11 protein-coding genes are annotated in these 11,520 nt (G+C 70.5%); 5 read left to right on the forward strand and 6 right to left on the reverse strand.

Going from position 1 to position 11,520, the window contains the following annotated elements; genetic code table 11:
* Nucleotides 1-32 precede the first annotated feature (32 nt).
* Nucleotides 33-986, forward strand: a complete 954-nt coding sequence (locus P0R32_RS12980) for an aminopeptidase (RefSeq protein ID WP_276237445.1) — start codon at nt 33-35, stop codon at nt 984-986.
* Between the two features lie 56 nt (nt 987-1,042).
* Here P0R32_RS12980 and P0R32_RS12985 read toward each other — a convergent pair whose 3' ends face one another.
* Nucleotides 1,043-1,492 carry a DUF6653 family protein gene (locus P0R32_RS12985; protein WP_276237446.1) on the reverse strand — a complete coding sequence of 150 codons (450 nt, stop codon included), beginning with the start codon at nt 1,490-1,492 and terminating at the stop codon, nt 1,043-1,045.
* An 82-nt stretch (nt 1,493-1,574) separates the two neighbouring features.
* On the reverse strand, nt 1,575-2,207 hold the full coding sequence (locus P0R32_RS12990; RefSeq protein ID WP_276237447.1) for a DUF7504 family protein: 633 nt from the start codon (nt 2,205-2,207) through the stop codon (nt 1,575-1,577).
* Nucleotides 2,208-2,483: 276 nt separating this feature from the next.
* Here P0R32_RS12990 and mutL point away from each other — a divergent pair, with 276 nt between their 5' ends.
* Nucleotides 2,484-4,808 (forward strand): DNA mismatch repair endonuclease MutL, encoded by a 2,325-nt coding sequence (gene mutL / locus P0R32_RS12995; RefSeq protein WP_276237448.1) that lies wholly within the window; start codon nt 2,484-2,486, stop codon nt 4,806-4,808.
* 102 nt (nt 4,809-4,910) lie between these two features.
* Nucleotides 4,911-5,870: a bifunctional 2-dehydro-3-deoxygluconokinase/2-dehydro-3-deoxygalactonokinase gene (gene kdgK1, locus P0R32_RS13000; protein ID WP_276237449.1), complete on the forward strand. Its 960-nt coding sequence runs from the start codon at nt 4,911-4,913 to the stop codon at nt 5,868-5,870.
* A gap of 11 nt (nt 5,871-5,881) precedes the next feature.
* Here the strand turns inward: kdgK1 and P0R32_RS13005 are convergent, their stop codons facing one another.
* The 3 genes from P0R32_RS13005 to P0R32_RS13015 form a co-directional block, all read right to left on the reverse strand.
* Nucleotides 5,882-6,550 carry a J domain-containing protein gene (locus P0R32_RS13005; protein ID WP_276237450.1) on the reverse strand — a complete coding sequence of 223 codons (669 nt, stop codon included), beginning with the start codon at nt 6,548-6,550 and terminating at the stop codon, nt 5,882-5,884.
* Between the two features lie 165 nt (nt 6,551-6,715).
* Nucleotides 6,716-7,183, reverse strand: a complete 468-nt coding sequence (locus tag P0R32_RS13010; protein ID WP_276237451.1) for a GNAT family N-acetyltransferase — start codon at nt 7,181-7,183, stop codon at nt 6,716-6,718.
* 125 nt (nt 7,184-7,308) lie between these two features.
* Complete coding sequence (locus P0R32_RS13015; RefSeq protein ID WP_276237452.1) at nt 7,309-7,569, reverse strand: MTH865 family protein; 261 nt, start codon at nt 7,567-7,569, stop codon at nt 7,309-7,311.
* A 128-nt stretch (nt 7,570-7,697) separates the two neighbouring features.
* Here P0R32_RS13015 and P0R32_RS13020 point away from each other — a divergent pair, with 128 nt between their 5' ends.
* Nucleotides 7,698-8,750, forward strand: coding sequence for a M42 family metallopeptidase (locus P0R32_RS13020; RefSeq protein WP_276237454.1), 1,053 nt, complete (start codon nt 7,698-7,700; stop codon nt 8,748-8,750).
* A 313-nt stretch (nt 8,751-9,063) separates the two neighbouring features.
* Here P0R32_RS13020 and P0R32_RS13025 read toward each other — a convergent pair whose 3' ends face one another.
* On the reverse strand, nt 9,064-10,023 hold the full coding sequence (locus P0R32_RS13025; RefSeq protein WP_276237455.1) for a hypothetical protein: 960 nt from the start codon (nt 10,021-10,023) through the stop codon (nt 9,064-9,066).
* A gap of 221 nt (nt 10,024-10,244) precedes the next feature.
* On the opposite strand from P0R32_RS13025, the gene P0R32_RS13030 reads away from it, so the two are divergent.
* Nucleotides 10,245-11,435 (forward strand): PstS family phosphate ABC transporter substrate-binding protein, encoded by a 1,191-nt coding sequence (locus P0R32_RS13030; RefSeq protein ID WP_276237456.1) that lies wholly within the window; start codon nt 10,245-10,247, stop codon nt 11,433-11,435.
* The last annotated feature ends 85 nt before the right edge of the window (nt 11,436-11,520 follow it).

The raw sequence follows: 11,520 nt of genomic DNA on the forward strand, positions 1-11,520 counted from the left end.
AGGTCCAAACCGGCTGAGGGCACAGCGACGGTATGGACGACGACCTCCGTGCGGCCGCGGAAACGGCGATCCACCAGTGTCTCGAGTTGGGCGGCGACGAGTCGCTCGCGGTCGTCACCGACGACAAACGCGAGGCGATCGGCGAGGCGCTGTACGCGGTCGCCAGCGAGGTGACCGACGACGCGTCGGTCGTCCGCTACCCGCCCGCGGCCCAGCACGGCGAGGAACCGCCCGCCCCCGTCGCCGCCGCGATGCGCGAGGCCGACGCCTTCCTCGCGCCGACGACCAAGAGCCTGAGCCACACCCGCGCTCGCGGCGCCGCCTGCGACGCCGGCGCGCGCGGCGCGACCCTGCCGGGCATCACCCGCGAGGTGTTCGTCACCGGCCTCGACGCCGACTACGACGCCATCGCCAGCCACTGTGACGACGTGCTCGCGCAGGTCGGCGACGCCGACGAGATTCGCGTCACGACCGAGGCGGGCACCGACATCACGTTCGAACCGGGCGACCGCGAGTTCCTCGCGGACACCGGCGACGTGAGCAAGGCGGGGTCGTTCTCGAACCTCCCCGCCGGCGAGGTGTTCGTCAGCCCCGAAGACGCCAACGGCACGTACGTCGTCGACGGGACGATGATGCCGTACGGCCTGTTGGATGGGCGCGAACTCCGCTTCGAGGTGACCGACGGCTTCGTCACCGACATCTCCGACGACGAAGTGCGCGCGCAGGTCGAGGCCGCCGCCGAGGAGGTCGGTCGCGACGCGTACAACCTCGCCGAGTTGGGCATCGGGACGAACGTCGGCGTCACCGACCTCGTCGGCTCGGTGCTCCTCGACGAGAAGGCCGCCGGAACCGTCCACATCGCCATCGGCGACGACGCCGGCATCGGCGGCGACACCGACGCGCCGCTCCACCTCGACGGCATCGTGAAAGAGCCGACCGTCTACGCGGACGGGGAGGTCGTAGACCTCCCGACGGTCGAGCGGTGACACCGCGAGACGGAGACGAAGTCGTCCTGCCAGAGCCGTAGGCCAGCGAACTACGCTCAGTTCTCGGTCGACAGATCGGCCGACCACCGTCGCTCCAACCCCCACACGAACGCCAGCTTCAGTGCCATCGACGCCGCGCCGGCGAGGATTGCTCGAACCGGTCGCCGGCGGTACGCCGCGTAAAGGGCGTACGCCGTCACCGGCCCGGACACCGTGTTCAGTCGGTGCCACGCGCCCGGCGACGTCTCGTCGCGGAGCCACGCCCGCTCGGCGTCGACGACGCGGGTCATCCACGCGGGGTCGACCTCGGGGCCGCGCTCGACGCGCGGGAAGGCGACGGGGTTGACGACGGTCCACCCGAGTGCGACCGCGAGCACCCGCCTGTCCCGGGTGTACGCCGCCAACAGGAGGAGTGGGACCGCCAGGAACCGCGACCACCCGCTCTTGGGGTTGGCGTGGCGCTCCCAGAACACGTCGAGGTCGGCGAAGCGTCGTTTCGCGTCCATACGCACCGCGACGAGGACGGCTGTGAAAAGTGTACGTTCGTCGATCAGACGCGGCGCGGCCCGGCGACGCGCTCGTCGCCGCTCACCCGATGTGGCGGACGGCGTCGAACAGCCCCTGCACCGTCGAGACGGTGCGGTCGTCGTGGGCCTTCGGGTCGATGTAGAACTGTGCGCGGGCGCCGACGCGGTGGACACCCGCGACCAGCGTGTGCAGGAAGCGGTACGCCTCCCGCAGGTCGACGTACTGCAGCAGTGCGGTCACCGAGTCGAACGTGACGAAGAGGGTGCCGTGGTTGCGCGCCTCCTCGAGCGCGTCCTGCCACTTCATGCACAGGCCGGTGAGGTCCTGCGGGTGGGCGCCCTCGACGGCGAACGACCCGCCGTCGGCGGCGACGCGAGGCCCGGGAATCTCGCCGGTACCCGAGGCGTCGACGACCATGTGACACGGCGGTGACCCCACGTCGGCGCGCCACCGCTCGTGGAGCGCGAGCGGGTCGGTGTCGTAGGTGAACTCGACGACCGTCGGGTGGTCGACGTAGCTCCCCACCGCCTGCCGCTTCAGCATCGTCCGCCGCTCGGCGCCCGGCGGCGTCAGCACCAACTCGGCTTTCGACGACACGGCGCGCTCGGTCGACGCGGTCTCCTCGGATCCGACCGCCGACTCGCTCGCCGCGCGGCGGGGCCCCACTCCCTCGTTCGCCCGACTCCCACTCATCTGTCTACCTCTCGAAAACGCCGATCCGCACTTAATACAAACTCCCCGGTTCTCACAGCCGGTAACCGACTAGACGCCCCGTGACACCCGTTACCGCACGATCCAGCGATCCAGCCGATCCGTCGAACCATCGACCCGAGCGGTCTGCTCAGGCCTCGCGACACCGTCGCCGACGGCCGTCGGTCACGCCGCGAGGACTCCCGCGACCACCGCGAGCGTGAGGAAGCCGACCGCGCGAACACGGGATTCATACTCCGGCACCGCTACCTGCCGACGATGACCGGCGAGATACGCGCGCTCGACGACCGGACCGTCCGCGAGATTGCCGCGGGCGAGGTGGTCGAGCGCCCCGCCTCCGTCGTGAAGGAACTCGTCGAGAACGCCCTCGACGCCGGCGCCTCGCGCGTCGCCGTCGCCGTCGAGAACGGCGGCATCGACGGGATCCGCGTCCGCGACGACGGCGAGGGTATCCCGCCCGAGCAGATCCCGAAGGCCGTCGCGAAACACGCGACGAGCAAACTCGACGGGATGGCCGACCTCGACGCCGGCGTCGCCACCCTCGGCTTCCGCGGCGAGGCGCTCCACTCGGTGGGCGCGGTCGCCGAGTTGACGGTGCGGTCGCGCACGCCCGACGCCGACACCGGGTCGGAACTGGTCGTCGACCACGGCGACGAGACGGACGTGCGAGCGGCGGGCTGTCCGGTCGGCACGACCGTCGAAGTGCGCGACCTCTTCGGGCGCACGCCCGCCCGGCGGAAGTTCCTCAAGACGCCCGCGACGGAGTTCGACCGCGTCAACGGCGTCGTGTCGGCGTACGCGCTCGCCAATCCCGACGTGGCTGTCTCGCTGGAGCACGACGGGCGCGAGGTGTTCGCCTCCCCGGGCGACGGCGACCGCCGGTCGGCGGTGCTGGCCGTGTACGGGCGCGAAGTCGCCGAGTCGATGGTCGACGTCGAGTTCGCGTCCGAGTCGGGCGCCGTCGAGGTCCACGGCCTCGTCTCGCACCCGGAGACGACTCGCGCGGGCCGGGAGTACCTCACGACGTACGTGAACGACCGCTGGGTGCGCGACGGCGACCTCCGCGGCGCCGTGGTCGACGCCTACGGCGGCCAGTTGGCGACCGACCGGTACCCGTTCGCCGTGCTGTTCGTGGACGTGCCCGCTACGGCGGTCGACGTGAACGTCCACCCGCGCAAGACCGAGGTCAGGTTCGACGAGGACGCGGCAGTGATGGAGACGGTGCGGGAGGCCGTCCGCGAGGCGTTGCTGTCCCACGGCCTCCTGCGCTCGTCGGCGCCACGAGGACGCTCGGCGCCCGACGAGGCCGCCATCGACCCGGAGGTGGTCGGCGGCGCCGGCACCGACCACGAGCGCGCCGCCGCCGACCGCCGGGGGGCGGAGAACGACTCCGGCGACAGCGCCGAAAGTCCCGGCGCGGACACCACCTCGTCGGTGTTGGACGCGTGGGGGGGATCCGACGCCGCGACCCCAGACGACCCGAAGGACGCGCCGTCGGACGAGGGTTCGGTGCCGGTGGCGACCGACGAGCGAGCGGGGGGTGACGAAGCGGAGGGAGACACCGAAGACGCGACGACGCCGGACGAGGCAGCCCCCGTCGGCGTCGACTCCGACGGGGCCGACGCTGCCGGCGGCGACGACGCCTGGCGCGTCGACGTGAGCGCGAGCGACGCCAGCAGGCCGACGGATCACCCCGCACGCGGGCGGACCGACGCGACCGCGGGCGACGCCCCCACGCCCCGCGCGTGGCAGACGGACACCGCAGGGGACGCCTCCGGCAACGCCGAGGGGGACGACGACGCCGACGATGCCGACGACGCCGACAACGCCGCCGACGCAACCGGCGGCACGTCGTCCGCGAGTGAGCGGCGAGACGAGGGGAGTCGCTCGTGGGGGGCGCCCTCGCAGTCCACCCTCGCGGGCGGCACCACCGACGAACGGACCGAGCACGACCGCCTCCCGGCGATGCGGGTGCTCGGCCAGTACGACGACACCTACGTCGTCTGCGAGACGGACGCGGGGCTGGTGCTCGTCGACCAGCACGCCGCCGACGAGCGCGTGAACTACGAACGGCTCCAGCGGGCCGTCGGCGACGGTGCGCCGACGCAGACGCTCGCGGCACCCGTCACGCTGGAGTTGACCGCGCGCGAGTCGGAACTGTTCGAGACGTTCCGCGAGGCGCTCGGTGAGATCGGGTTCCGTGCCGAGCGCGCGGCGGCGGACGCCGACGACACCCACGCGGTCGCGGTGACGGCGGTGCCGGCGGTGTTCGACGCGACGCTCGACCCGGACCTCCTGCGCGACGTGCTCGCGGCGTTCGCCGACGAGGTGACCGCCGCCGACCGGCCCGTCTCGGAGGTCGCGGACGCGCTCCTTGCGGATCTGGCGTGCTACCCGTCGGTGACGGGCAACACCTCGCTCACCGAGGGGAGCGTCGCCGACCTGCTCGACGCGCTCGACGACTGCGAGAACCCCTACGCCTGTCCCCACGGGCGTCCCGTGCTGGTGGAGTTCGGGGCCGAAGAGATCGAAGACCGGTTCGAGCGCGACTACCCCGGCCACGGCGGGCGACGGGCGGAGTAGCCGCGCCGCCACATCCGAATCCGCCGCCGACGATGCGGCCCGCACCGTTCGCGTCGGCGGGCTTCCAGACCCTTCTTGTGGGCCGACCCCGTCGGCCCGCGCATGACAGACCTCGTCACGTTCGGGGAGACGATGCTTCGTCTCTCCCCGCCGGAGGGGACCCGACTGGAGACGACCGAGCAGTTCGACGTGCGCATCGGCGGCGCCGAGAGCAACGTCGCCGTCGCGGGCGCCTCGCTGGGTCTCGACGCCGCGTGGCTCTCGAAACTCCCATCGTCTCCGCTCGGGCGACGCGTCGTCCGCGAGTTGCGCTCCCACGGCGTCCGCACCGGCGTCGCGTGGGCCGACGCCGACGACACCCGACTCGGGACGTACTACCTCGAACACGGCGGCGAACCGCGCGGCACGAACGTCATCTACGACCGCGCCGACGCGGCGGTGACCACCGTCGCACCCGAGGAACTCCCGCTGGGCGTCCTCGACGAGGCGACGACGTTCCACACGACCGGCATCACGCCGGCGCTGTCCGAACACGCCCGCGCGACGACGGCCACGCTGTTGGAGCGTGCGAGTGCCGCCGGCGCGACTACCACCTTCGACCTCAACTACCGGAGCAAACTGTGGAGCCACGCGGAGGCGCGCGGCACACTCCGCGACCTGTTCGAGCACGTCGACACGCTGTTCGTCGCCCGACGCGACGCCGAGGCGGTGCTCGACCGCGAGGGCGAGGTCGTCGAGGTGGCCCACGGCCTCGCGACTGACCACGACTTCGAGACGGTCGTGATCACCCGCGGCGACCACGGCGCGCTCGCGCTCCACGAGGGTGAGGTGTACGAACAGCCGGTGTACGAGGCCGACACCCTCGACGCCATCGGGACGGGCGACGCCTTCGTCGGCGGCTTCCTCGCCCAGCGAGCCATCGGCGGCGACATCGACGCCGCGCTGGAGTGGGGTGCCGCGACCGCGTCGCTCAAGCGAACCATCTCGGGCGACCTCGCGGTCGTCACGCGCGAAGAGGTCGAGCGCGTGGTCGAAGAGGGCGACGGCGGCATCTCGCGGTAGAACGTCGCCGTTCAGGCCCGGCCGCGACCGCGGACGCCGTCTGCGTCCGACGACGACTCGGCGTGGTCTAAGGCGGTCGCGTACGCTTCGCGCACCTCGGTGAACGCCTCGCGACTCCCGCCCTGGTCCGGGTGAGTCTCTTTCACCTTCTCGCGGTAGGCGCGCTCGACGCTGTCCTCGTCGGCGGTCGAGGGGAGCCCGAGCGTGTCGAACGCGGAGACGACGGGGGTCGTCCCCGCCGCCCCGGCGCGCGCTCCCCGGTCGGGCCCGACCCCGATCTCCGGCACCTCGAACGGGAGGCGCCGCCCGAGGTGCCACCCGGGCATCTCGTACTCACAGAGGATCACGTGGACGTCGCGCTCGTCGTCGTCGCGGAGCGCGAAGTAGGCGTGCACGTCGAAGGTGAGCGCGACTCGCCGCTCGGGGAGATAGAACGCGACCCGCGTGCCGTCGAGGTCGACGTCCTCGACGAACCGCTCGTCGATGCGGCGGAGGTAGTCTCGGATCTCGGCCGCCCGGCGGAGCGACCCCTGGTCGGGCCCGCCTCGCCGCGTGGGCGGGTCGGGGAACCAGCGGTTGGCCGCAAGGAAGACGGCCGCGACTCCGACAGAGGCGACGAGGCCGAACACGACCCCCCAGACGAGCCACCCGGGGAGCGCGGCGATCCACTCACCGAACACACCCGCGATTGGCGTCGACCGTTCTTGAACCCCTCGCCGGGTGCGGTCGTCGCCACACTACCCCTCGGTCGTCCAGTGCCGATCATCCGCTTCGAGGAGGCAGCCACCGACGACCTGACCGCCGCCGCCGACAGCGGCGCGGCGACTGACGATGTGCAGCCCCGGTCACCCGACCGACTGGACGTACTCGACCCGCTTCGGCCGGAAGCCCGCATCCGTGTAGAACCGGCGCGCACCCTCGTTGTCCCACTCACAGCCCACCTTCAGGAAGTCGCAGCCGCGCTCGCGGGCCAGTTCTCGAACACGGTCGAGGACGGTCGCGCCGTGGCCGCGGTTCCGGTGTGGTTCGTCGATGGCGAGGTTCACCACGCGGAGGTATTGGTCGTGGGACCGTGAGGGATGGGTCCCCTCGCGGAGCGTGAGGAAGCCAATCGTCTCGCCCGCGTGGACGAGGAGGTAGTCGGTGGTGTCGTCGTCGTCGAGGTGGGCGCGGAAGCCGTCGTCCGGGACTGCGTCACGGTCCGGGTAGGCGAGTTCGTTCAGGTCGTCGTGCGTCTCCATCGCCGTCGCCAGATCGTACCACCGGTCGACGAGCGCGTCGAGGTCCGAAGTGGTGGCAGGACGGAGTTTCATGCGTCGACGCTCGGGCGAGCGTACTTGAACATCGCTCCGCCGTGGCAAGTCGTCCCGCACGGACAGCAGTCGCTGACGGGTAGAAAACGAAGGAGGGACCGATCAGTGTGGTGTGGTCGCCGCGTTCAGAGCATCCCGTTGTCCTTCAGCCCCTGCATGACGTCGTCGACGAGGGAGTCGACGTCGTCGTACGGGAAGTCCTGGCTGGAGCCGAGTTTCGCGGCCAGCTCCATCGCCGTGAAGGAGACGTCGCCGGACTCGAACTTCGTGCCCGGCCCCTTCGGGAGCGCCGGCACGAGGTCCATCTGGCTGGACACGGGGAAGTCGGCGCCCGAGAATGCCTCTTCGAACTGCGCGCGGAGGTCGGCTTCGACGTCGTCGGACATACGCACCCAACGCGGGGGAGCGGCCCAAAAAGCGTTCCGGAACCACGGTGAACTCCGGGAGAGTTTCTACAGGCGGCCGTCCGGGCCGGAACCCTCGCGGTTAATCGGGGGGCGACCCAAGCGCCGGTATGGCGTTCGACTTCGACTTCGACCTGCTGCGCGAGTTGACCGAGACGAGCGGTGTCCCCGGCTACGAGGACCGTGTCCGCGACCACGTCCGCGCCGTCTTCGACGAGGCCGTCGACGAGGTGCGAACCGACTCGATGGGCAACGTGATCGGGACGATCGAGGGGAGCGGCGACTACGAGGTGGCCGTCGCCGCCCACATGGACGAGATCGGCTTCATGGTGAAACACGTCACCGACGACGGCTTCCTCAAGGTGGACGCTCTCGGCGGCTGGGACGCCCGCGTCCTGCGCGCTCAACGCGTGCGCGTCCACACCCAACAGGGCGACCTCACGGGCGTCATCGGGTCGGTGCCGCCGCACACGCTCTCGAAGGAGGACCGCGAGAAGGAGGACGCCGTCGAGGACGTCGTCATCGACCTCGGTCGCGAGGGCGAGGAGGTGGCGGACCTCGTCTCCGTCGGCGACCTCGTCACGATGGAGCAGACGACCGTCGAGATGGGCGACACGGTGACCGGGAAGGCGCTCGACGACCGCGTCTGCCTGTTCGCGATGCTGGAGTCCGCTCGCGAACTGGAAGACCCGGAGGCGACGGTTCACTTCTGCGCGACCGTCCAGGAGGAGGTCGGTCTCCGCGGCGCGCAGGCGCTCGGCGTCGACGTCGACCCGGACCTGGCCATCGCGCTGGACGTGACCATCGCCTCCGACATCGACGGCGTCGAGGAGGACAAGCAGGTGACCCGTCTCGGCGACGGCGCCGCGGTGAAGCTGAAGGACGGCTCGGTGATCACGAACCCGAAGGTGACGCGCCGCCTGCGCGACGTGGCGGAGGCCGAGGACATCGACTACCAACTGGAGGTGCTCCCCGCCGGCGGCACCGACACCGCCGCGTTCCAGAAGGCCAACGGCGCCAAGCCGGTCGGCGCCCTCTCGATCCCGACGCGCTACCTCCACACCGTCACCGAGACGGCCCACGGCGACGACATCCGCGCCACCATCGACCTGCTCACCGCGTTCCTCGCGAGCGAGGACGGCGGGAACGACTACTCACTGTAGACAGACGGAAGAACGGGCCGCGGGTCAGCGGGTTCCGCTCGGGGCCCGACTGCGCGGACCCCGACTGCAGTGGGAGCGACGGCCATCGTGTGCCTCTGACATCCCCATGTGGCTCCCCGGCTACGAGTCCTCGGTAGGATGGTTTGAACGTGTCGAAGAACGGATATAAGTTACCAGTTCGATTCACTGTGTGTTCGTGATGCGTTCGCATCGGCCTGCTACCCGGCGATCTCCACACACCGACCGGTCGAAGCGGTCTGCTGAAACCAGCGCCTTCGCTGACAAGTGATCTGTCTACCTCGCGTCTGGCTGGCTACTCGCCAGCGCGCGCGTCTTCCATCGCCGACAGGACCGCGCCCCACGCGACGGGTGGGGCTTCCTCGTCGACCGCGCGGTCGAACGCGGCCAGTCGGTCGTCGAAGCGGTCGCGCCAGGCGTCCCGCTCGGCGTAGGTGAGCGTCGCCGCGACGGCGTCGAGGCGGTCGTCGAGGTCCTCGAGGTCCGAGGCGAGCGTCGAGCGCGACGGCTCCACGTCCTCGGGGTCGATGTCGGCCCGCTCGTCGAGCGTCACGACGTCTGCGAGCTCCGCCCGCAGGTCGGCCACCTGCAGCGCCAGCACGCGGCGGCGGAGCCGACAGTCGAACCACGTGTCGGCGTCAGCGTCGGCGTCGCCGAGTGCGCTCGCGTCCGACTCCACCCGCTCGACCGCGGCGGTGAGTTCACGAACGTCGCCGTCGAGTTCGTCGTGACGCGCACGCGCGGACGACACCCACCGCTCGAACGCATCGGCGTCCATCCCGAGTTCGTCGGCGGCGGCCTGGAGTTCGTTGGCCTCCGCGCCGAGTTGGTCCGCCTCGCGCGCGAGGTCGTACACCGCCGCGCCGTCGAGGTCGTCTGCACGCGAGACGAGCGCCTGAAGGTCCGCATCGAGGTCCGACACCGCCGCTTCGATGCGCGACAGGCGGGCGTCGAAGTCGTCCAGGCGGTCGGCGACCGTCGGGACGTCCCGCAGGCCGTCGGCGGCCTCGCGCGCGTCGTCGACGTCGAGGCCGGCGAACTCCGCGCGCGTGGCCGGCGTCGACACGACCTTGGCGAGGTGGGCCAACGCCCCCTGGACGCCGTCGGCGGTGACGACGCCGTCCTCTGCGACCGTCGAGAGCGTCGCGCGGGCGGTGTCGGCGTCGACGGCGCGGCGCTGTGTGACGACCGCTGCCGCCTCGTCCACCGACCGTCCGATGATCCCATCGGCGTCCGCGTCGTCGGAGTCAGGCATACGAACGGGGGAAGCGCACGCCGCAGGATATAGCTTCGGTCACGAGGAGGCGATTCACGACGCTCCGGGGCGCTGCGGACCGATACCCACACCCCACGACTATATAGCACAATCCAGCACTAGGGACGCTATGTACAACACACGTTGCCACGGAGGGCTACCCCATCTCGCGGTACATCTCATATAAACCGCTTTTTAGGTAAGGTGGCTTCGTACAGGTGATGACGCAGGATGCTGCGGACACCGAGCGCGTTTCGCGGAGAAAGTTCCTCGTCGCCTCCGGAGCCGCCGGCGCCGCCGGCCTCGCCGGCTGTGCGGGCTCCTCTGACGGCGGCAACTCGGGCGGCTCCGGAGACAGCGGCGGTAGCTCCGGAGACAGCTCCGGAGGCTCGGGTGACAGCGGCTCGGGGATGGACACCTCGATGCTGACGGCCGAGGGCTCCTCGACCGTCTACCCCATCGCCAACAAGGGTAGCTCCTACTGGAACTCCAACCCGCCGGCGTCCGACGGCGAGTACTGGGGCACCAACGAGGAGGAAGGTAACACCGTCCCCGGCTGGGAGGAACTCGCCAGCAACGGCGCGGAGGGCACGCGTCTCGCAGACTACTTCGCCAGCCTCTACGGCTTCGAGCCGTCGGGCGAGCAGGCCACGCCGCCGTTCGCGACGTCCATCGGTCTGAGCCACTCGGGCACCGGGTGTAAGTCCGTCGTCGACGGGCTCGTCGACATCGGGAATTCCTCGGGCCCCATCACGGCAGAGCTGGGCTGGAGCCAGGAGGAGGCCGACGAGCGCGTCGTCGACCACGTCCTCGGGCGTGACGGCCAGCCGGTCGTCGTCTCCTCGGACATCTACGAGGCGGGCGTCACGGAACTGACCGCCGAAGAGATTCGCGGCATCTACCAAGACGAGATCACCAACTGGAGCGAAGTCGGCGGCCCGGACCAGGACATCTACGTCATCGGGCGCTCGGAGGGGTCGGGGACCGACACCGCGTTCCGTCTGAACATGTTGGGCGCCGCAGACGCGGAGATGAGCGTCGACACCCGCTTCGGGCAGAACCAGCAGGTCGCGCAGTCCGTCCAGCAGAACGAGGGTGCCATCGCGTACATGGCGCTGGCGTTCACCGGCGACGGCGTCCAGCCGATCGGTGTCGAGTTCGAGGGCACGCTGTACGAGCCCGACCGCGACGCCGAGAACACGATCTTCGACTCGGCGTACCCGCTCAACCGTGACCTGCACCAGTACACGCTAATCGAGGACGGGCAGGGCACGGACATGCGCGAGGCTGCGTTCCTCAACATGTTCCTCACCGACTTCGGCCAGCAGGTGTTCGTCGAGGACAACAACTACATCCCGCTGCCGACGGCCGACATCGAGAGCGAGTTCGAGAAGCTGCCGGACCAGGCGTAAGCCGACCTGTCAGCTCGGTCCTCGTATCGTCGCAATCCCACGCCGTTTATTTCCATACGTCCGAATCACCCTGTACACACGCACG

Origin of the sequence: Halobaculum marinum, from assembly GCF_029338555.1 — an archaeon.
GTDB lineage: Archaea > Halobacteriota > Halobacteria > Halobacteriales > Haloferacaceae > Halobaculum > Halobaculum marinum.